Annotated in this window: 17 protein-coding genes; 9 read left to right on the top strand and 8 right to left on the bottom strand. The window is 72.8% G+C overall.

Annotated features, from left to right (window positions below):
* Positions 1–39: 39 nt before the first annotated feature.
* Complete coding sequence (locus OG494_RS12735) at positions 40–1,071, bottom strand: C40 family peptidase (RefSeq protein WP_328455209.1); 1,032 nt, start codon at positions 1,069–1,071, stop codon at positions 40–42.
* A 246-nt stretch (positions 1,072–1,317) separates the two neighbouring features.
* Between OG494_RS12735 and OG494_RS12730 the strand changes: the two genes are divergently transcribed.
* The 6 genes from OG494_RS12730 to OG494_RS12705 all read left to right on the top strand — a co-directional run bounded on the left by OG494_RS12730 (position 1,318) and on the right by OG494_RS12705 (position 6,857).
* Positions 1,318–2,022, top strand: a complete 705-nt coding sequence (locus OG494_RS12730; protein WP_328455207.1) for a class E sortase — start codon at positions 1,318–1,320, stop codon at positions 2,020–2,022.
* 10 nt (positions 2,023–2,032) lie between these two features.
* Positions 2,033–2,182 carry a hypothetical protein gene (locus OG494_RS12725; RefSeq protein ID WP_328455205.1) on the top strand — a complete coding sequence of 50 codons (150 nt, stop codon included), beginning with the start codon at positions 2,033–2,035 and terminating at the stop codon, positions 2,180–2,182.
* 16 nt (positions 2,183–2,198) lie between these two features.
* The gene (locus OG494_RS12720) at positions 2,199–2,531 is read left to right on the top strand and encodes a DMT family transporter (RefSeq protein WP_328455203.1); all 333 of its coding nucleotides are present in this window, start codon (positions 2,199–2,201) and stop codon (positions 2,529–2,531) included.
* A gap of 88 nt (positions 2,532–2,619) precedes the next feature.
* Entirely contained in the window at positions 2,620–4,734 is a 2,115-nt protein-coding gene (locus OG494_RS12715; RefSeq protein ID WP_328455201.1) for a hypothetical protein, read from the top strand.
* A gap of 215 nt (positions 4,735–4,949) precedes the next feature.
* The gene (locus tag OG494_RS12710) at positions 4,950–6,335 is read left to right on the top strand and encodes an LCP family protein (protein ID WP_328455199.1); all 1,386 of its coding nucleotides are present in this window, start codon (positions 4,950–4,952) and stop codon (positions 6,333–6,335) included.
* A gap of 114 nt (positions 6,336–6,449) precedes the next feature.
* Positions 6,450–6,857, top strand: coding sequence for an STAS domain-containing protein (locus OG494_RS12705; protein WP_328455197.1), 408 nt, complete (start codon positions 6,450–6,452; stop codon positions 6,855–6,857).
* Positions 6,858–6,887: 30 nt separating this feature from the next.
* Here OG494_RS12705 and OG494_RS12700 read toward each other — a convergent pair whose 3' ends face one another.
* The 4 genes from OG494_RS12700 to OG494_RS12685 all read right to left on the bottom strand — a co-directional run bounded on the left by OG494_RS12700 (position 6,888) and on the right by OG494_RS12685 (position 12,808).
* Positions 6,888–8,330, bottom strand: a complete 1,443-nt coding sequence (locus OG494_RS12700) for a putative adhesin (RefSeq protein ID WP_328455195.1) — start codon at positions 8,328–8,330, stop codon at positions 6,888–6,890.
* Between the two features lie 42 nt (positions 8,331–8,372).
* Positions 8,373–8,936 (bottom strand): DUF6292 family protein, encoded by a 564-nt coding sequence (locus tag OG494_RS12695; RefSeq protein WP_328455193.1) that lies wholly within the window; start codon positions 8,934–8,936, stop codon positions 8,373–8,375.
* Positions 8,933–11,518, bottom strand: a complete 2,586-nt coding sequence (locus tag OG494_RS12690) for a hypothetical protein (RefSeq protein WP_328455191.1) — start codon at positions 11,516–11,518, stop codon at positions 8,933–8,935. The genes OG494_RS12695 and OG494_RS12690 overlap by 4 nt, the downstream gene beginning before the upstream one ends.
* Before the next feature lie 117 nt (positions 11,519–11,635).
* Entirely contained in the window at positions 11,636–12,808 is a 1,173-nt protein-coding gene (locus OG494_RS12685; RefSeq protein WP_328455189.1) for a hypothetical protein, read from the bottom strand.
* Positions 12,809–13,021: 213 nt separating this feature from the next.
* On the opposite strand from OG494_RS12685, the gene OG494_RS12680 reads away from it, so the two are divergent.
* The gene (locus OG494_RS12680) at positions 13,022–13,531 is read left to right on the top strand and encodes a hypothetical protein (RefSeq protein ID WP_328455187.1); all 510 of its coding nucleotides are present in this window, start codon (positions 13,022–13,024) and stop codon (positions 13,529–13,531) included.
* A gap of 19 nt (positions 13,532–13,550) precedes the next feature.
* On the opposite strand, the gene OG494_RS12675 is transcribed toward OG494_RS12680, so the two are convergent.
* Positions 13,551–14,870 (bottom strand): hypothetical protein, encoded by a 1,320-nt coding sequence (locus OG494_RS12675; RefSeq protein ID WP_328455185.1) that lies wholly within the window; start codon positions 14,868–14,870, stop codon positions 13,551–13,553.
* A 263-nt stretch (positions 14,871–15,133) separates the two neighbouring features.
* Between OG494_RS12675 and OG494_RS12670 the strand changes: the two genes are divergently transcribed.
* Both OG494_RS12670 and OG494_RS12665 read left to right on the top strand, forming a co-directional pair.
* Entirely contained in the window at positions 15,134–15,673 is a 540-nt protein-coding gene (locus tag OG494_RS12670; RefSeq protein WP_328455183.1) for a (2Fe-2S)-binding protein, read from the top strand.
* Positions 15,670–17,997: a xanthine dehydrogenase family protein molybdopterin-binding subunit gene (locus OG494_RS12665; protein ID WP_328455182.1), complete on the top strand. Its 2,328-nt coding sequence runs from the start codon at positions 15,670–15,672 to the stop codon at positions 17,995–17,997. The genes OG494_RS12670 and OG494_RS12665 overlap by 4 nt, the downstream gene beginning before the upstream one ends.
* Before the next feature lie 143 nt (positions 17,998–18,140).
* On the opposite strand, the gene OG494_RS12660 is transcribed toward OG494_RS12665, so the two are convergent.
* The gene (locus OG494_RS12660) at positions 18,141–19,364 is read right to left on the bottom strand and encodes a serine hydrolase domain-containing protein (protein ID WP_328455180.1); all 1,224 of its coding nucleotides are present in this window, start codon (positions 19,362–19,364) and stop codon (positions 18,141–18,143) included.
* Between the two features lie 161 nt (positions 19,365–19,525).
* Positions 19,526–20,854, bottom strand: a complete 1,329-nt coding sequence (locus OG494_RS12655) for a putative adhesin (RefSeq protein WP_328455178.1) — start codon at positions 20,852–20,854, stop codon at positions 19,526–19,528.
* Positions 20,855–20,890 lie beyond the last annotated feature (36 nt).

The following is a 20,890-nucleotide window of genomic DNA, read 5'->3' as shown; positions in this document are numbered from 1 at the left end:
AAATTTCGTTACTCACCGTTACAGGCGTCACTGGGGCCGCTACTCTCCGGGAAGCAGTCTTCTGATCACCGTGATCGGGCCGATCGCGTCGATCGGCGAGATCTTGACCGGCTGGCCGAACGTCGCCGCCTGCACGGCCCGGGTCCCGTCCAGGGCCAGTGCGACGTGCTGCACCGGGCGGTAGAAGAAGATCAGGTCGCCCGCCCGCACCTCGGCCCGGCCCACCACCCGGCCCACGGTCGCCTGGGCCGCCGAGACGCGGGGGATGCGCACACCCGCCGCCGCGTACGACGTCTGCACCAGCCCGGAGCAGTCGTAGGAGTCCGGCCCGGTCGCCCCCCAGACGTACGGCTTGCCGAGCTGGGCCAGCGCGAAGGCCAGGATCGTGCCCACCGCCCCCGCCGGCACGGCGACCGGGCCCGCGGGCGCGGCGGCGTCGGTCTGCAGGAGCGACTTCTGGTCGGCGGGGATCGCGTCGAGGGCGGCGCGGACGGCCGAGATCTTCCCGGCCAGCGCGTCGCGGCGGGTCCGGACCGCGTCCGCGGCGGCCTGAGCCTTGCTCTCGGCGGCCGCGGCGGTCGCCTCCCGGGTCGTGGCCTGCTGCCGGAGCGTAGCCGCGCCGGCGGCTTCGGCGTCGGCCTCACGCAACGCGGAGTCGTCGGTGAACCCGGCCAGCAGACCGGCGTCCGCCGCGGCCCGGAACTGACCGACGTCCCCGGTGAGCAGCAGGTCACGCAGCGGGTCGTCACCGCGGGTCGTCGCGAGCAGGGCGACGAGCCGCTGCTCGCTCGCCGCCCGTCCGTCGGCCACGCCCTGCGCCTGCTGCCACCGCTGGGTGGCGGCGGCCGCGGCGGCGCTCGCGGTCCGCGCGGCCTGCTGGGCCGCTGTCAGGTCGTCCTGCGCCCCGAGCAGCTGCTCGTTGACCGCTTCGGCCTCGTGCCCCAGGTCCAGGTAGTGCGTGAGCAGCCCCGCCACCGTGGTCGGCGCGTCGTCGGCGCGCGCGGGCACCGCCGTCCCGATGAGCAGCAGGGCGGTGACGGCGAGGACCGGTACCGAAGACGGGAACCGCATGCGCGCACTCTTTTCCGGTCGGCGACGGCGAGCACCGCTCACGCTACGAGCCGGCCGCTGTCGCCCCCGCTCACTTTCGGCCCGCCGATGGGGGCACGCCGGGCTGCCTGATCGGGCCGGGCTGCGAAGGCGGGGACGGCCCCCGGCTTCCGGCGCGGGCCGAAAAGCTGCCCGAACGGGAGCGGTGATCCACCCCCGGCCGGCCGAGGGTGGGACCCACGGATCAGGAGCGGGAAGGAGGTCGGGATGGTCGCCACCGCGGGCACCCGCGTGTACCCACCACCACCGGCGCCGCTGCGCGTCCTGCGCACGGCCGTCCGGACACTGGCCGAGCTGATCCTCACCTTCGCGGTCGTGCTGGGTCTGCTGGCCGCGTGGGAGATCTGGGGCAAGTCGGCCGAGTACGAGGCGGCTCAACAGCACGCCGACCAGCAGCTGGACCAGCTGTGGAACGGGACGGCCGCACCGGCCGCCGCACCGGCGGCGCCGGATTCCGGAGCGCCGTTCTCGCGGCTGTACGCACCGGCGCTCGGCGCACACTGGACGATCGTCGAAGGGGTCACCCAGGCGGCGCTGCGCCAGGGACCCGGGCACTACCCCGGCACCCAGTCACCCGGCGGGGTGGGGAACTTCGCGGTGGCCGGGCACCGCTCGCCGAGCGTCTTCTGGAACCTGGACCGGCTCCACGCGGGCGACGCGCTGGTGGTGGAAACGCGGACGCAGTGGTTCGTCTACGTCGTCACGCGCAGCGAAGTGGTCGCCCCGACCCGGACGTCGGTGGTCGCGCCGGTGCCGGACGCGCCGGGCACGCCGCCGAAGGTCGCGAGCATCACGCTCACGACGTGCAATCCGAAGTGGAGCAACAAGCAGCGGCTGATCGTGTTCGGCGAACTGGCGCGGACGCAGGACAAGGCGCGGCAGCCCGGCAGGCCCGCGGAACTGGGGGCGTGAGGTGTACGGGTTGCTGTGGCGCGCGCTCCCGGGCGGTGCACTCCTGAAGACGGCCATTCTGGCCGCGACGGCCGTGCTGATCGCCTTCGGCCTGTGGTACCTGGTGTTCCCGGTCGTCGACCAGTGGTTGCCCTTTTCCGATTCCACGGTCACGCCGTGACGCTCGAGGTGTTCGCATGCTGAAGTGGCTCCTGCTCGGACTTGCGGTGCTGGTCGAGGTGTTCGCGACGGTCTGCCTCCGGCTCTCCGACGGCCTGACGCGCTGGCTGCCCGCCGTCGGCGTCGTCGCGGGCTACGGTCTTTCCTTCTTCCTCGACGCGCAGGTCGTGCGGCTCGGGCTGTCCATCACGATCGTCTACGCGGTCTGGTCGGGCGGGGGTATCGCCCTGGTAGCACTGGCCAATCGGGTGTTCTTCGGCGAACCGATCACCCTGGGCCTGGCGGCGGGCCTGGCGCTCATCGGCGCCGGCGTCGTGCTCGTCTGCACGGTGAGCCACGGCACCGGGTGAGCTTGCCCGCGCCACTGCCCCACGAGGCAACCGTGGTCGCCGGCCGCGCGCGCACCCTGGAGTCGGCCATCCCCAGGAGGTGAACCGCATGTCGACGCCCGGTGGTCCCGGTAGACCGTTCCCGCCCCTCGTGCTCAAGCTGGGCAACTCGACCTGGACCAGGCAGAACCCCCATTCCACGGTCTCGGCCGTCTACCAGTGCCCGGCGTTTTCGACCTTCCACATCACGCTGATCCTCGGCACCCCGCTGGAAAGCACGTCCTGCAGCCAGGTGCACGCCACTCCGAACCTGCCGGCGTTCAAAAATCTGCACGTCTGGTACGGCGGAACCGACAACTTCCACCCGGGTGCCGGCAACCTCGTGGACCTGAGCAAGACGAGCCAGACCAACGCCCTCGACTGGTACCGGAAACACCGATCTCGGATCGCGGACCTCCTGGACACGGCGTACCACAAGCTGTGGGCCGCGAAGAACGCCGCCTACCCTGCGCCGGCGCCACCTCCAGCGCCGGCGAAAACCGCGGCGAAGTCCGCGCCGACCAGGTTGGACGCGGCGCAGAAGAGGGCCGAGCAGACCGCCCGGCAGCACCAGACCGACGTGCTGGAGCTGGAACGGGACCTGGTCCGGGTGCGGGAACTGCTTGCTTACACCGAGGCGAACTTCCCGGACGCGCGGCCCGGACCTGACGAGACGGTCGAGTTCGTCCACGACTACCACAAGTGGTCGGCACCGCTCGACAAGCTCGTCACGGTGTGGACGGTGAACCAGGCCGAGCCGAACCGGATCCCGGACCGGTCGTTCAAGTCACTGCTGGCCGGTACCGGCCTGTCCGATCTCCGTTTCCTGTTCGGCACCCTCAAGCACAAGGGCCGGGTCGCGTACTCGGTCCCCGCAGGCGAGTGTTCGCGGCGCGAGTTCGAGGTGTCCGATACCGACCCGGTCGTGGTGGCCCTGCGGCGACAGGAAAAGAAGCTCACGCACATCGAGCGGAACCCGGTCCGGCCCGCCGGCTACGCGGAGCGTCACGTCTACCTGGTTCACGTGGGAGGCGTGGTCCCGGCGGAAGGCTGGTACGCCTTCGACGCCGGTGACACGCAGGAAACCGCGCTCGAAGCCGCGCTCGAATTCAAGCTGGTCACCGGTGAACTACCGCGGTGCGTGGTCTGCGTCGACGAGGACGCGTTCTGCCCGATCGAGCTGTTGACGTTCGTGGGCGCCGGCGACCTGAAGCCCGAGCAGAGCGGAAAGAAGCGCGACCAGCCCGTTCCCCCGAGTGCGTTGACCGCGTGGGCGGAAACACTGCCCGAGGCGAGCTACGACAGCGCAACCAGAACGGTGACCGTCGAGGGCCTGCGGTTCGCCCTCGACGGCAGGCCGGAAATGCTGATGACAACGGACAATGCGGCGGACGCGCGGAAGAAGTACAGGATACCCGCGTACTTCCTCCGAGCCAAAGGCCGCAAGGCCTTCTTCGACATGGCGAAGTTGACCCCGCCGGATCCGGAAAAGCCTTTGCCGGAACAGCTTCCGCCGGTCGGCCTGCCTCGGGCGCGGTACGACAGCGGCACCCAGTTGCTCATCTGGCAGGACAACACGACGTTTCCCCTGCCCAGAACGGTTCTCGACACACTGGAACCGGTATCCGCGAAAACGGCTACCGCCGATCGGTGCGTGCAGCTCAGCGGCGGGAAGGTGATCCGCCTGCTCGACCTGTACCAAGCGACGCCGACCTGCACCGTCATCGGCAGGCTCGGCGAACTGCTCGTCGTGGAGACCGCGACCGGCGTTCGCGTCGCGACGCACGTGCTTCCGGCCTGCGAGACCTGCGACGACACCATGGTCATGGACGGCGACTTCATCGGCTGGATCAACGACACCGTCGCGTATCCCCTCCGGGACTACCTCCTGCACCGCGCGCTGGTCATCCCCGACTGCGAGAAACTGGGTGTGCTGACCGACGCCGACGACCGGACGTGGTGGCAGGTGAAGGTGCAGGGCACCGACTGCTGGGTCGGGGAGGACCAGCTCCAGCACCTGTTCACCACCACCTTCGACGAACTGCAGCTGTTCGAATGGGTGCGGCAGTCGCAGGAGGCCGGCATCGTGCTGATCGTCGACGACGACGGGGGCGTCTGGCTGGCGAACACGTCCTCGCTCACCACCCAGGAACCGCCCGGGGTGGCGAGCCCCTCCCCGAACTGAGCCACAGCCGATCGGCCTGGCCGGCCGGACTGCGTTCGCCGGCCCGTTCGCGCTGGTGAGCGGGGTCACCGGACCGGACGGCCAACCGGCGGGCCGGGCCGCGCATCCCCCTTGGGAGACGAAAACCGAAGGGGAACCCCGTGCACCAGCAGCAGTCACCGTTTCGGACCCGGCGGTCCCGCCGCCGCCGCCACCCACTCCTGACGGCGGGCAAGGTGTTCGCCGCTACGGCGTCGGCGTTGGTCCTGGTGTGCACCGGGATCGCGGCGACGACGGCCGGCCGCCTGCTCGACGGCGTGCAGACCTCCGACGCCCTCGCCGGCGGCGCCCGCTCCACCGGCGGCGCCTTGAACATCCTGCTGATCGGTCTCGACTCGCGGAAGGACCAGGACGGCGCCATGCTGCCGCCGGAGATCCTCGACCGGCTCCACGCGGGCGACGGCACCGAAGGCGGGTACAACACCAACACGCTCATCCTGCTGCACCTGCCCGCGGGCGGCGGGCGCGCGACCGCGGTGTCCATCCCGCGTGACGACTACGTGGCGGTCCGCGGCATTCCCGGGCGGACCCACGCCAAGATCAAGGAAGCCTACGGCCTGGCGAAGTTCCACGCGGAGACGGCGCTCCGGCGCCAAGGCGTCACCGACCGGGCCGACCTGGAGTCCCGCGGCCGCGAGGCCGGCCGCGGAGCGACCCTGCGCACCGTGCGCGACTTCCTCGACGTCCCGATCGACCGCTTCGCCGAGGTCAACCTCGCCGGGTTCTACGACCTGGCCGACGCGCTCGGCGGCGTCGAGGTGTGCCTGAACCACCCGGTCCGGGACAGCTACTCCGGCGCGGACTTCCCCGCCGGCCGGCAGGTCCTCGACGGGGCCCGCGCGCTGGCGTTCGTGCGCCAGCGGCACGGCCTGACCAACGGGGACCTCGACCGGACCCACCGGCAGCAGGCTTTCCTCGCGTCGGTGACGCACAAACTCCGGACCGCCGGTACCTTCACCGACCTCGGGCAGCTCGGCGCGCTGATCGAAACCGCGCGCAAGGACGTCGTGGTGTCGGCGGGCTGGGACCTGCTCGCGTTCGTCCGGCAGGCCCGCGACCTCACCGGCGGGAACCTCGAGTTCTCCACGCTGCCGGTCGAGGGTTTCGCCGAGGTCGACGGCCAGGACGTGAACGAGGTCGACGTCGAGAAGGTGCGGGCGGCGGTCCGGCAGGTGTTCGAGCCGGCGGCGCCGGTCCCCCGGTCGGTCGCCGACGTGCTCGACGCGTCCGGCCGCACCGGGCCGGCCGCGTCGGTCGCGGATCTGCTGAAGCAGCACGGGTTCCGGGACGGCTCGGCGCGCCACACCCGGGGCAAGCGGACCAAAGTGGACTACGGGCCGGGGGCCGCGGCCGACGCCCTGCTGGCCGCGAAGCTGCTCGGCGGGTTGCCCGTGCGGGCCACCGGGTCGGTGGCGGCCGGACACGTGCTCGTGGTCCTGGGGGCGGACTTCCGGCTGCCGCACCCGGCGAACCCGGCCGAAGCGACCGGTGCGGCCGACACCCCGGTCGCGCCCCCGCCGGACGGTACCGTCGATGGTGGCGGCATTCCCTGCGTCGACTGATCGGCCGGCGCGGGCCCGGCCGGACAGGCCGGTCGGGCCCGGCCCCCGGCCGATCGTCCACGATGGACCGGAACGCCTTGCCCGCGGCGGCCCGGCTTCGGCACAGTCGTTGTCATGACCGTCCTCGACACCCCGCGGGAAACCCCCGCGCCGAACCCCGCCCCGCCGTCCCCCGCCACCTCCGCGCAGCGGCTCAAGATACGGGTGCGCAGCAGCGGATCCGTCACGGTGGTGTCGGTGGCGGGCCGCCTCGACTGGGCCACCTGCCCGGCACTGGCCGCCCAGCTCGAGACCGTCCACGAGCGAGCGACCGCGGTGGCGGTGGACCTGCGGGGTGTGCTCGAATGCGACGCCCTCGGCGTCAGCGTCCTGGTGGCCGCGCACGCCGGCTGCGCGGTCGCCGGGGTGCCGTTCGCGGTCGTCGCCCCGGCGCGACCGGTGCGGCGGGTACTCCAGCAGATCGGCATCGAAACCCTGTTCACGATCACGGAGTCGGCCGGAGACGCCGCAGCCGACCGGTGAAGGATCCGGGTGGGCGGGTACACGGCAGGTTCACTCGACGAAGTCGAGCTTGCCTGCCGGGATGCCGGCGAGCTCGAGGTTCTGCGCGAACGCCGCCCGCAAGTGCGGCGGGCAGCCGGTGACGTCGTACCCGGTCAGGACGTTGTTCCGCAAGACGCCCTCGTATTCCGTGCCCAGTGCGCGCACCCGGGCGATGTGCTCGGCGGTGAAGTACTCGCCGGGTCCGAGCAGCACCACGGCGTCGTCGGCCAGGAACGGGATCTCCTGGCCCCGCCACAGGTCGTCGAGCGCCGACCGGTTGCGCAGCGCCAGGTCGTCCCAGTCCCAGGTGTCCGGCCCGGCGACGGCGCCGGGCGGGACGTCGAACCAGATGCTCGGCTCACCGAGATCACCGAGCGCCTGGTAGACGGGACCGCGCGAAGCCGGTGGGCAGTCGATGACCACGAGGTGCGGTTGCCCGTCGACGACGGTCCGGTTGACCGCGGCGAACGCGTGCGCCGGATCGGCCGTGACGTACTCGATCACCGCGGCCGGGTGCTCGCCGCCGACGAGCAGCAGCCCGCTGGGTGTCACCACGGCCTGGACCGGGTGATCCGGCTCGAGCGCGGCGAGCGCCGCGGCGTTCCCGGCGGCGAGGACCGGCAGGACCGCGGCGTCGTCGAGCGCCTCGCCCCCGGGGGTCCAGAACCGGGGATCCTGGTTCCGCAGCACCGGATCGGTGATCTCACCGGGGATGCGCAGCCCGTTCTCCGCGAGCCACCAGCGGAAGGTGTCGTTGAGCAGGAACCCCCGTCGGTCCTCTTCGTTCAGATCCTTGGCGAACACGTCGATCAGCGCGGCCGGCCCGCGCCTCGCGGCCGCGGCGAGGAAAGCCAGCATGGTGAGGACGGATTCGGTCGGCCGGCCGCCGGAGGGGTAGGCGTGCCGGGCGAGGAGGTCCACGTAGCGACCGTCCTCAGTGGACGGGTGGTGGTCGGGCCGCGCCCGGACCTCCGCCACGAGCCCGGCGGCCGGCAGCGCGGGCGACGAACGCTGGTCACGGGACGTGCCGTCCCAGCCGGTGTTGACCCCGACGGTGTTCCCGCCGACGGAGTTCAGCCGCACCGCGAGACAGGCCGCCCAGTAGACGGTGCAGCCCGCGTTGGCGCCGTCGGCGAGGATCTCCGCGAGCAGCCGGTTCCGGTCGGGCACGAGCTGGCGGAAGCCCGGGTCGTCCGGGTCGACCCGGTGGACGTCCAGGCCGAACGGCGGGGTGATGGTGTAGTTGGGACACCACTCGCCGGGTTCGAACGTCCGCACCGGGTGCTCGAGCGCTGCGGGGACGAGCTGCTCGAGGTCGCGGCCCTTCTCGTCCGAGAGCAGGTGCAGCGGCTCCTGGTAGACCTTCAGCCGCTGGCCGGCGCCGAGCTTGACCCGGGGCGGATCCGTCTTCGGATCGAACGAGCCGTGGCCGCTGACGATGAGATCACGCATCTTTCCGGTTCCTTCCGGTCGGGCGGTGGCCACGCCGCGCGGTCACGCGGGATCCCGGTGCGGTCCGGCGGGCGAGCCGGCGTCGCGGCGAGGCCAAGCCGCGCGGGGCAGCCGTGCCGCCAGTTCCCCGTGCCGCCCGGCGGCGCGGAAGCTCGGCGGGGGCAGCTGGCCGACGTCGGCATCGGTGTGGACGGCGTCGAGGAACGCGGCCACCACCTCGGGGGCGGGCAACACACGGGGACCGCCCAGGTAGGCCAGGACCGTGCTGTCGAGGCCGGTGTCGTGTTCCAGCGCCACCGCCCAGCCGTGCACCTCCGACCAGGTCAGCGCGAGGTCGAACCCGGGAAACCGGTCCAGCCTGCGGTCGAGCGCGACGTAGGCCGCGGCGGGGACGTCGATCTCGAAGGCGCACGACTCCGGGTCGGCGCCGATCTCCCGGACCACCCGTCCCAGGTAAGCGCGGAACCGGGCCGCGAAGCAGAGGGCGGCTCCCTGCCGCAGGTCGACGCGCGCGGCCGTGGCGTCCAGGACGCGTCCGCCGCCCGGGGGGCGCCACCCCCGGGCCTTCCACCGGGGCTCCGGGCCTCCCGCCGTCGCGGTGCTCAACCCTGGTACTCCTCGATCACGTGCGCGTCGAGTGGCCGGTCGGTGTGGATCTCGGCCGTGAAGCCGGCGTCGAGGACCACCGGCATGTCCGGGTCCAGGCTCCACTCCGACGTCCCGGCCCGCTCGTCCAGCGTGAAACAGCCGAGGGCGTAGCCGGGCACGGCACCGGCGATGCCCACCACGGGAAGCGCGTAGTACAACGTCCAGGTGCCGGACGTCTCGTCGTAGGTCGGGATCTCGTCCCCGCGCAAGTGGTCCACCGCGGCTTTGTCCACGCCGTCCCAGACGCCGCACGCGGTGGACTCCCGGCTGCGCAGGACGAACAGGTCGTCGGAACCGGCGGTCGCCCGGACCCCGCCGCCGTGGCGGTCGTCGAAATCGGCGAGCAGCGCCTCGAAGATGGCGGCCACCGAAGGAAGGGTGAAGCCGGCCGGGACCGCGTCCGCTCCGTCGAAACCACCGGTGGTCAGCTCCGGCGGGTCGTCGGGGAACAGGACCGGGGGCTCGGCGTACTGCACCGTGGCCTCCCCCGTGTTCACGTTCATCCAGGCCCAGCCCCGGATGTAGGCGAGCTTTCCCTTTTCCGGCTCGAGGATGCTCGTGGACGCGACGGCGGCCAGCGGGTAGCCGAACCAGCGTCCCTTCCGGATCGGCTTCGCCTCCGGCGGGAGGTCGCCGACCTGGCCGGAGTCGGTGTCCCAGGCGTAGCAGGCCGCCGAGACGACGCTGTATTCGAGGCTGCCCCGGGGGATGCCTTCGAGGTGGTCCTCCTCGACCCGCTCGAGGAACGCCGTGCGCAGGTTCCGCAGCGACACGGTCTTGCCCGCGGAGATCGACCGGGGGGTGAGCTCCGCTTCGGACGTGACCCCGAGGACCAGGTCGACGTCGACACCGTCGCCCGACCGGGTCGCCGGCACCTGCACTTCGGCGACGTGGTCGTCGTCCGCCGGCTCGCGCCACACCGAGCGTTCCCAGTCGAGGATGTAGGTGAGCCGGCCGGTGCCGAGGGTCGCGTGCCGCCGCACCTTCGTCCGGATCAGGTCCAGGGTCTCGAGCCGCCGGAAGCCGCCGCTCTCGTCGATGAACAGCTCCACGCCGTTCTCGGCCTTCAAGGTGATCCCGTTCCGGGCGATCGCGAGCACCTCGGCGTTGGCCAGCCGGACGCCGTTCTTGCGGGCCTGGACCGCGTCGGCGACCATCCGCACGAGCTGTTCGGCCCGCTGCGCCTGCGCCGAGGACACCACCTGGCGAAGGCTCAGCTCCTGCGCCGCGGCGTAACTGCGCCAGTCCAGGATCGTGGTACCCACCCCGACGACGGCGGTGATCCCGCCCGTCGCGTGGGCGACACCCGACGCGATGTGCCCCGCCGCGCTGACCGCCCCGGAGTGCGCCACGTGGTTGAGCACCGACGCGCCCTTCTCCAGCACCGTGCCGCCGACTTTGCCCACCGTCAACGGCTTTTCCCCGATTCCGGCCGCGGCCACGGCGAGCTCTTCGTCGGTCCGGGCGCGGCCCGCCGTGAGCGCACTGACGCGGGTCGCGGTGTCGCCGCGGTCCGATCGCTTCCGCGCCCAGCGGTTGACCTTGTCGAGCGCCAAGCCGGCACCACCGGTGATCCCGGCGAGGACCCCGACGGCCGTGGCCACGGGCAGCGCGGCGCCGGTGGCGGCGAGGATCCCGGAGACGACGCCGAGCCCGGTGGCGGCGGTCTTGATCGTCAGCACGATCCCCCGGGTCTGCGGGTACAGCGTGTCGAAGTTCTTGTCGACGTAGGCATCGGTCCGGGTCGCGATCCACTTGTCGAGCTCGTCGAAGAGGTTCTTGAGCGCGACCACCGTGTTTTCGTACTGCAGCGCGTAGTTCCGCGCCTCGCGCAGGACGGCGTTCGCCGGCGCGCCGAAGGCCCCGCCCTCGTCGCCGGGATCCTCCTTCGCCGCGGCGGCCTTCAGCCGGGCGCGTGCGGTGAGCAGGACCGTGTAGGCCTGGTCCGTGAGCTCGAAGAGCTTGTCCTTCCCGGCGAACCCGCCGACCGGCTCGAAGGCGTGGACGGCCTGCCGCAGCGTCCCGATCGTGGTCGTCAGCTCCGGGTGGCTTTCGTCGACCCGGGCGGCCATCTCCCGCAGGGACCGCTCCTGCGCCGACGCCCGCTGGTGGACGCTCGCGCGGAACTTCTTCTCCTCGAACCCCGTGCGGTCCTTCGTGGCCGCCCGCAGCACGTCGGCGAGGTCACCCAGGAACTTCTCCTCGTACCACTCGCTCAGCCGGCGGCGCGGCTCCACGAGCTCGTGCGGCACGGCCGGCCGGCCGCGCTCGTAGCGGGGGTTTGCCCCCAGCCAGCCGAGGGCGTCCTCGTAGGCCTCCCAGCCGTGGTCGACGTCGAAGCCGAGCTCGGAGAACTTGACGGCGACCCAGCGCGCGAAGAGGTTGTAGACGATCGCCCCCGTCCCGTCCGTGGGATTCAGGCTCCCGAGGGTCCGGGGGACGTTGCGGCCGCGGCCCGAGCTGAGGGTGACCAGTTGCTCAGTGGTGACTTCGGCGGGGAGCCAGCCGAAAGCTCCGCCGACGCCCGACATCTCCGACATGGGTTCCCGCTTTCCGCTCGTTCGCCGGCGTGCGTGGTCCGGCGTCCACCAGTCTCCGGCGCCGCCGGAGGCGGGCGGTGCCCCAACGCGCAGGGCCGCGGGCAGCGCGGCCTTTCCTCACCCGGCCAGCAGTTTTCGCAGCCCCGGCGGGAACCCGTCCGGCGAGGCGCCGAGCCGGGTCAGTTCCGCCCGCACCTTGACGACCAGGTCGGGGCAGTCCGCGGCGACGGCGTCGACGAGCCAGGCGTTCCCGGGGTGCTTCGCCCAGTCGTACACCCGGTCCGCGGACCAGGTCCGGCACAAGCGGTCGCCGACCGCGTACCCCAGTTCCGCGCTGTGCTGCGTGCAGTACGTCCGGATCTCGTCGTCGAGATCGTGGATCCGGGCCCCCACGATCTGCCGGCCGCCGGGTTCCCGGAGCGTCTCGAGCGCACCGCGGACGAAGTACTCGGGGAAGTTGCCGGTCTCCCAGAGGTACCCGACGGCGTCCGCCGTGTCGGTGGCCCACATGAACAACGTGCCCGGCGACAGCGCACTCGACCGCGTGACGAGGTCGGTCAGCGCGTGCCGGTAGGACCACTCCGCGAACTCCGGCCGCTCCATCAGCAGGGCGTGGAACCGTTGCGCCTGCGCACTGGTGGTGGTGGCGGTGAGCTGCTGCCACGCCGCGTGGTCGGCGTTCTTGTAGTGGCCGACCCATTCCTGCAGCAGGGAACCGAGGTCGGTGCCGTCCGCGAAGTCGTCGTCGACGGTCTCCCACGGCAGCAGCCACTGCCCTTCGTCGGCCTCGCCGTCCGAGCCCTCGTCCTCGAACTCCTCGACGTCACCCGAGGCGTCGCAGGAAAGCAGGTGGAGGTCGGTTTCGCCGTTCAGCGACGCGAAGACGCCCTGGCAGGTGTGGTGGGGCGGCGCGCACGTGCCGGGAGCCGAGCAGAGCGCCGTGCCGGGCAGGACGTGGCTCCCGGCCCAGCCGACGACGTGGACGCCGTCGGCGGCGGCCGGTGGTTCGTCCCGCATGGCGACCAGGCCGGCCAGCTCCGCGGAATCGAGCGACGTGAAGGCGGTGTTGCCGATCATCCGGTCCGGCTCGTCGGCCGACCACTCCTCGATCGTCCGCGCCGGGAAGAGCCGGAGCAGGCTGTCCGGGCCGCGCCCGAGGTCGTTGTAGAGCACCAGTTGCAGCTCGCCCGCCAGCAGCCGGTCGACGGTGGCCGAGTAGCGGTGGACGCGGGTGCCTTCTTCGATGAAGCACTCGCCGTCCGATTCGCCGTGCCCGAGGATGACGAACATGGCTCTCCTTGCCGGTCGTGGGCCGGGGACAAGAGTCAGCCTGCCCCCGCGGCGCCGCGGCGGCGCTGCCCACACGGCACCCCTGTCGGTGCACCGAAGCTGCCCGTCCGGGAACCCCGTGGTCCCTGCCCCTTCGGCTGCGCGTTCGGCGCGGTCCCGGCCGCCGGGGGTGAATACCGTTCACCCATCGGCAAAACCGGCGGGAGGACGTGCATGACCAGCAGCGAGAACCCGGACGATCCCTGGTCGGACTGGGACACCGTGCAGGACGCCCGGCCGGACGACGAGCCGGCCAGAGACGGCGCGGACGGTGGTGACCCCCACCAATGGCCGGTGTCGTTCCACGCCAACGGCCGGTGGACCGCGATCCCGGGCTTCCCGACGTTCGGCTCGCTGATGACCCTGCTCGCGAACGAGGTCGACCAGGTGTCGGCGACGCTCCTGTGGCAGGACGCGCTGGACCTCGCCCCGCAGCACGTCGCGACCGGCGCCGCGGTCGGGTCGCACGGCGACTGGGGCGGGGTCTCCTTCGTCCTGGACGAGCACTCCGTGCAGCTGGTCTGCGCCGTCCCCGAGAACGTCGTCGCCGACCGCAACCGGTCGGCGCTGGCCGCGGGCGACACGACTTCGGTCTCGTTCGCCGGCGTCGAGCTCCAGGGGGTGTCCGCGGACTTCCACCCGCTCCTGCTGCTCGCGCTCTTCGAGCTCGTCGAAGACGAGTGACGGCGGCTCGGCGAGGACCTCAGAGGCGGATCCGCCGGGCGGCCGACCACGGCTGCCAGCCGCCGGCGACCATGGCCCGCACGGTCACGTCGTACTGACTGCCCACGCAGAGGTACTCCGCCCAGGCGACGTTCTGCCGGTCGAGGTGCGCGACGGCGGCCGACGTGGTTTCCGTGGTGCCCACCTGGCAGCCGCCACCGGGCGCCGGCCGCAGGGAGACCTGGTAGCCCGTCGCCGCCGGGAGCGCGTCCCACGTGAGGTCGACCCAGGTGTGCACGCTCCAGTCGCCGCCGTCCCACCGGGTGCCGGACCCCGTGGACCGGACGTCGCACGGGGCGGTGCGCGGATCGGTACCGTCCACCCGGGACAGCACCAGCCGGGTAAAGCTCGTGCCGCACACCGGATCGGTGTACCAGTCGGTGGTGACGATGTTCAGGTTCCGCCCGGGCGCCAGGCCGCTGAGCCAGGCGGCGGCGGGCGGGTGAGCGTCCCGCACGGTGAAGTCCGCCAGGGACGTGACCCCGCGGAAGGCGCCGCCGACGATCGCGCTCGCGGACGGCGTCAGGATCGCCCCCCAGCCGAAGAACCGGCTGTGGTCGTGGCCGAGCAGGTCCTTCCGGGCCGCGTCGAGCATGACGGCGGCGTCCGCGGTGTTCGGCCACGGCGCGTACACCGCGCTCGCGTCGAGGGCCCCCAGGTTCGCCAGCCGGCCGGACTGGTCGACGAGCACAACGTTGCGCCCGAGGTCCCACAACTGCCGCAGGGTCGCCCGCGGGCTCACCGAAGACGGCACGAGCCGGTCGCCCACCGTGGCCGTGACGGCACTTTCGAGTTCGCCGTAGGACGCGTCGGTGAACGCGGTGAAGCGGTTGAGCCCCAGGACGACGACTTCCCGCGGGTGGCTGTGGGCGAACGCGCCCACCTCGTCGAGCACCTGCCGGACGGGCCGGCCCCGCAGGCCGTGCTCGAGGTAGACGTGTCCGTCGGGCTCGGTGCTCAGCCGCAGGTCCAGGTACCGGATGCCGTCCTCGAGCTGGCGGCCGACGGACGTCGGCTGGGCCCGGGACCACGCCGCGGCGGCGGACTTGGGGAGGAAGGCGAGCGCGGCGTCGCCGAAGTCGGCGCGCCCGGCCGCCGACCACTCCGACGCCGCGCTCAGATCCGCCGTCGCCGAGTCGTGCGTGCCGGGCAGCGGCAGCTCGGCCAAGGGGGTGTTCTCGATGCCGGGCAGCGCGCCCATCCAGTCGGCGAGCGGGACCGACAGCGCGTTCGCGGGTGCGGTGCCCGACAGCACCACCGCCGCCTGCAGCACGGCTCCGACCACGGCACGAACGATCATAGCGCCCTCCTCGACCCGAACGTGAATCTGATTCAGGAAGGGTAGGGGCCGACCGGCCCGGTGACTGCCGCCGATCGGCCCGACAATCGGCCGCCGGCGCGGTGTCCGGCGACGTCGGACCGGCCGTTCCCCCGAGGGCAACGCCGGGCTCGGGACGGCCCGCCGGTTGTTGCCCGTGACGCTGCCCGTCGCGGCGGCCGCCGCCGCGACGACGGCCGCCAGGCTGACAACCGTTCATCCGGACGACCTCGAGGTGCGCGGACATGGCGGAACGCAAGATCAAGCTCAACGGGCACCCGGTCCGGGCGGACTACCAGTCCACCGGCACGGGCACCGAAGAACAGTCCGAGCCGCTGCTGTACTGGCTCCGCGACACCCTCGGGGTGCGCGGGCCCAAGTTCGGCTGCGGCATCGCGCAGTGCGGCGCCTGCACGGTGCTGGTCGACGGCGCGATCACGAGATCGTGTGTGCGCCAGGTGCACGCCGTGGCCGACCAGGCCGAGGTCCGCACGCTCGACGGCCTGCAGGGGCGCGGCAACCGCCCGCACCCGCTGCAGCGGGCGTTCGTCGCGCTGCAGGCCGGGCAGTGCGGGTTCTGCCTCAACGGCATGGTCATGGGCGCCCTCGGCTGGCTCGAGGCCCGGCTGGCCGCCGGCAACCGGGCGGTGCCCTCGGAAGACGAGGTCGAGCAGTTCCTCTCCGGCGCCTCGGCCACCGGGCCGCAGAACTACCTGTGCCGGTGCGGGACCCACACCCGCATCGTCGCCGCCATCCGGTCCGCCGCCGAGGAGCTGGTCCGATGACCACCGCACCCAGCCGCCGACAGTTCCTGTCCGGGGTCGGCGTCATCGCCGTCGGCTTCGCACTCGGTGCCACCGCCCCGCCCGCGGCCGGCGCGTCTCCCCGGGGCGCGGTCCGCGTCTCGGACACCCCGGCGACGAGCGCGTCCTGGCTCGTCCTCGACGGCGACGCCATCACCGTCTACAGCGGCAAGGTCGAGCTGGGCACCGGCGTGCGGACGTCGCTGGCCCAGGTCGTCGCCGAGGAACTGCGGCTCACGGTCGCCGACGTGCGGTGGGTGCAGGGCGACACCCGCCTCGGTGCCGAGCAGGCCGGCACCTTCGGCTCGAAGACCCTGCAGAACGGCGGCCCCGAACTGCGGCGCGCCGCCGCCACCGCGTTCGCCGAGCTCCGCCGCCGGGCGGCGGTCCACTTCCACGTCGGGATCGACGACGTCGAAGCGCGCGACGGCCGGTTCTTCCGCCGGTCCCGGCCCCAGCAGTCGATCACCTACGGCAAGCTCGCCGGGCTGGAGCAGTCCGTGCTCGCCAACGACGTCGCGGCGCCGCTGGTCCCGCCGGAGCAGTACCGCGTGGTCGGCACCAGCGTGCCGCGCGTCGACCTGCCGGGCAAGCTCGACGCGACCTTCGAGTACGTGGGCGACGTGCGGCTCAAGGGGATGCAGCACGGCCGGGTCGTGCGGCCGCCGGGCCGCAACGCCCACCTCGCCGCGGACGCCGTCATCACCGGCGTGCCGAGCGGGGCCCGGCTGGTGCGCAAGGGCGACTTCGTCGGCGTGGTCGCCGGCAGCGAGTGGGCCGCCGCCCGCGCGGCCACCGCGCTCACCGTGCCGTGGACGCCCGGGCCCGCCCTGTGGCCGCCGGAGACGCTGCCGCAGACCCTGCGGGACCCGGCCAACAGCTACGCGCAGAGCCTGGAGCGCAACGAGGTCACCGACCTCACCGTCTTCGACGGGGGCTACCGGCAGCAGTACTACACCCCGTTCTACCTCCACGGCCCGATGGGAGCGGCCTGCGCGGTCGCCGACGTCCGGGCGGCCCCGGACCGCGGCACGGGCATCCAGGCCACGATCTGGTGCAGCTCCCAGAACGTGTTCGAGCTCCGCCGCGTGCTGGCCGCTCTGCTCGGCCTGGCCGAGGCCGTGGTGCAGGTGCTCTACGTGGAGGCGTCGGGCTGCTACGGCCACGACGGCTCGGACGACGTCGCCGCCGACGCGGCCCTGCTCTCCCAGGCCACGGTCAAGCCGGTCAAGGTCCAGTGGACCCGGCAGGACGACTTCGGCTGGGAACCCGCGGCCCCGGCGCAGGCGCACGACCTGTGCGGCGTCGTCGCCGACGGCAAGATCACCGCCTGGCAGCACAAGCTCTACACGCCGTCCGCCAACAGCAGGCCGGTCCGCACGGCGGCCGGGTCCGTCCTCGCGGGCAAGCTGACGGGCAACGCGCCGGACCTGCTGCCGCCGTCCACCCAGGTGAACCAGGCGACCCGCAACTACCCGGTGAACTACCGCTTCCCCCAGCACACCCCGGCCAAGCTGGTCCGCAGCTTCGTCACCACCGCGGCGGACCCGCGGGCCCCCCAGCTGCCGGTCGTCTACACGCTGCCGCGCTCGAGCGCGCTGCGGTCGCTGGGCGGTTTCAGCAACAGCTTCGCCAACGAGTCGTTCTTCGACGAGCTGGCCGAGCGGGCCGGGCGCGATCCGCTCGACCTCCGGATCGAGGCCCTGGCCGCGAAACCCGGCGACACCGACGCGGTGGTGAGCGACGCCGCCCGCGCGCAGGCCGTCTGCCAGGCGCTGCGCGGTGACTGGCAGACCTGGCACGACCGGCACCGGAACCCGCTGGCCGAGCGCGTGGGCGCGGGGGTGGCGTTCCAGCGGTACGAGACGACGGGCGCCTTCGTCGCCACCATGGTCGAGGTCCAGGTGGACGCGGCCGGCACGGTCAAGGTCGACCGCGTCGTCGTGGCCCACGACTGCGGCCTGATCGTCAACCCCGACGGGCTGCGCAACCAGATCCAGGGCAACGTGATCCAGGGCGTCAGCCGCACGCTGTACGAAGAGGCCACCTACGCCGGAGACCGGATGACGTCGACGGTGTGGCAGGAGAACAGCACCCGCCCGGACAAGGCCTACCGCGTGATCCGGTTCACCGAGATCCCGCGGGAGATCAAGATCATCCTGATCGGCCACCCCGACAAGCCGGCGTTCGGCGCGGGCGAGCCGACCCTCGGGACGATGCCCGGGGCGATCGCCAACGCCGTCCGCGCGGCGACCGGCACCCGGGTGCGCACCCTGCCCCTGCGGCTGCCCGCGGCGAACGGCTGACGGCTGACATGGCGGTCCCGGCTCCGGCCGGGGCCGCCTTTCCGCGCGAGCACCCGAAAAAATCCTGCCGACCCCCTCGGCTGACAAGACCGAGGCAGGTCGGCAGGACTGTCCACACGGGACGGAGCCGAGGTGGTTCCCCGTCAGCCGGCCGGGAGCAGGGTCTGCTGGATGACGCCGGCGAGGGAGTCGGCCGGCAGGGCCGCGCCGAAGTACGTGTTCGGGGCCAGCAGGAGGTTCGCCACCACGACCACGCTCGCGCCGGTCGCGGGCTGGTAGCCGACGAACGTCTGGAAGCCGGGCACCGCGCCGTTGTGGCCGATCAGCCCGCCCACGGCCTTCTCCATGCCCAGGCCGTAGTTGCCGGCCGGGTCGAAGGCGGTGCGCGCCGTCTGGGTGGCCGGCTTGAGCAGCTGCCCGGTGCCGAGCGCCTTCGCCCAGATCGCCATGTCGCGCACGGTCGAGATCAGGCCGCCGCTGGCCGGCCCGGCGACCGGCAGGTCCGTGACGTCCTTGGGCGCGACGCCGGCCGGCACCGACAGCTGCGCCGCGGCCTTGTTCCCGCTGATCGCGGCGTTGTAGGCGTCGTTGTTCTCGAGGTTGGTGCCGTACATGTAGCCGCGCGGGTGGGGTTGCGGGATCGTCCCGTCGTCGTAGGCGGGCAGGACGCTGGACGTCATGCCCAGCCTGCTGAACACGAGGTCGCGGTAGAGCGAGTTCAGCGGTGCCCCGCCCACCTTCTCGGCGACCAGCCCGAGGACCTCGTAGTTCGTGTTGGAGTAGTGGAACCCCGCTCCCGGCGCGAAGTAGGGCGGGTGGGCGAACGCCGTCGCGAGCGCCTGGTCCACACTCCAGGCCCGAGCCGGGTCCACGTCCTGCAGCCGGTTGAAGTAGTCGTCTTCGGTGAAGTTGTACAGTCCCGCGGTCATCGCCAGCAGGGAGCGGAGCGTGATCCGGTCGCCGCCCGGGACCTGCGGCAGGTACTTCGCCACCGGGTCGTCGAGGCCCAGCTTGCCCTGGTCGGCCAGCTGCAGCACGACTTCGGCGGTCAGGCTCTTCGTGACGCTGCCGACGCGCACGTGGTCGTCGACGCTCATCGGGACGCGGCCGTCCGTGGTCGCCGAGCCCAGCGCCGCCAGCCAGGTCCCCCGGCCGGGAAGGTCTACGTAGACGATCGCGCCGGGCAACTGCAGCCGCGCCATCGCCTCCGTGAGCTTCGGCTGGACGTCGGCCGCGAAAGCCGGCACCGGCGGTACCGGCAGCACCGGCGAAACCGGCGAAGGGGCGGGCGGCGTCGCCGGTTCCGCCGTGCAGGCCGCCGTGAGCAGCAGCACGGCGACCGCGGCCGCCTTGGTTCGGATCCGCATCCGGCTTTCCTCTCGGTCACGACCGGCCGCCGTCCGCGGCCCGGGTCTGCACAGCCTGTCCCGGCGGCGCTCCCGGGAACGCGGCCGCACAGGCATCCGGCCAGGCAGCGGCGCTGCCTGATCGGGAACCCACGCACGGCCGCGTTCCCGCTCCGGACCGGCTACTCGTCCGACGACTCGGCGTCACGTTCGACGATGGCGTGGATCAGGGCGCCGAAGTCCGCGTAGTACGGCGCGAGCTCGGCGGCCAGCCGCTCGCCCTCAGCGCGCAGGCCCTCGACCAGTTCCGCCAGCCGGGTATGGATCAGAGCCGGTGCGCCGGCCCGGAACGCGGCCAGCCAGAGCTCCGGATCGGCTTCCGGGTCGCCGAACGCCGCGGCCGTCTCCGGGGCCACCGACCGCGCGACCGCGCTCACGTCGTCGTGCGTGTCGTCCCGCAGGACCAGCAGCCTGCTCAGCTCCCCCGAGAGTTCCTCGAGGAGGGCGTAGCGGTCGGCGGGGACGTCGGCACTCGGGTGGCGGCCCGGGTCGAGCAGGCGGGGCCAGTCCGCGGACAGGACCGTCTTCTCGCCCGGATCGTCGAGGCACGCGGAGATGACATCGTAGGCCAGCAGGTAGGCGCCGACGGACGCGCTCGTCCCGTCGGCGTGGCAGTAGGCCCAGAAGGCGTTGCGCCAGTCCTCCTGCCGCCAGGCCTCACCGAGTTCCGCAGGGGCCTCCTCGCCCGGGTGAAACGCCACGGCGGCCCGCACGTGGGCCAGCTGCTCCGGCTCGAGACCGTGCATTCCCGCCCAGACCGGCGGCCGGTCGGGCACGGCGGTGACGAGCTGGGCCTGCGTCGGCGGGGTCAGCGACTCCAGCTCGACGGGCGAGATGTCCCGGGCCTTGGTGACGATCGCGGGGACCACGCGCCCGTCGGCCGCGGGGAACGCGGCACCGGGCTGCCGGCCGCGGTCCGAGCGGACCTCCGGCTCGTGGCCCACGGCGACCGTCAGCGGTGTCCCGGACGTGAGGTGGTCGACCCGGCAGCACAGCAGGTGGATGACCGGGAACTCCGCCGGCACCGCGGCGAACAGGCCGCGGCACCCGGCGGCGTGGTTCGGCCACGCCACCCGGCAGTCCACCGGGCTGGTGCACAGCGGCAGGCCGTCCGCCGTCGGCGCCAGCCACCGCACGCCCGGCTCCGCCGATTCGCCGGTGCCGACGAAGAACGCCACCACGTCGGGGGTGCGCGGCCGGGCGGCGAGGTGCTGCGCCACGGTGTCGTCGACGTGAGGGGTGAGCACGTAGTTCCGGATGTCGTCGGTCCCGCGCCGCGGGTCGTGCGCGACCGTCCGGCGCGCGGTGGCACCGCCGCTCGCCAGCCCGAGCAGGCTCGCGGTCACGAGCAGGGCGGTGTCGAACTCGGCGTAGAACTTCACCGTCCGTCCCACCGGGACGAACGTGTCGGTGCCGAAGTGGCCGCCGTGACCCACCACGAAAGCTTCCACGTCTCTCCAAGTCACTCGGGGGGGAGCGCGGCCGTC

It is taken from the genome of Amycolatopsis sp. NBC_00438 (assembly GCF_036026695.1).
Taxonomy (GTDB): Bacteria; Actinomycetota; Actinomycetes; order Mycobacteriales; family Pseudonocardiaceae; genus Amycolatopsis.
This window is presented reverse-complemented; position numbering and strand designations above follow the sequence as displayed.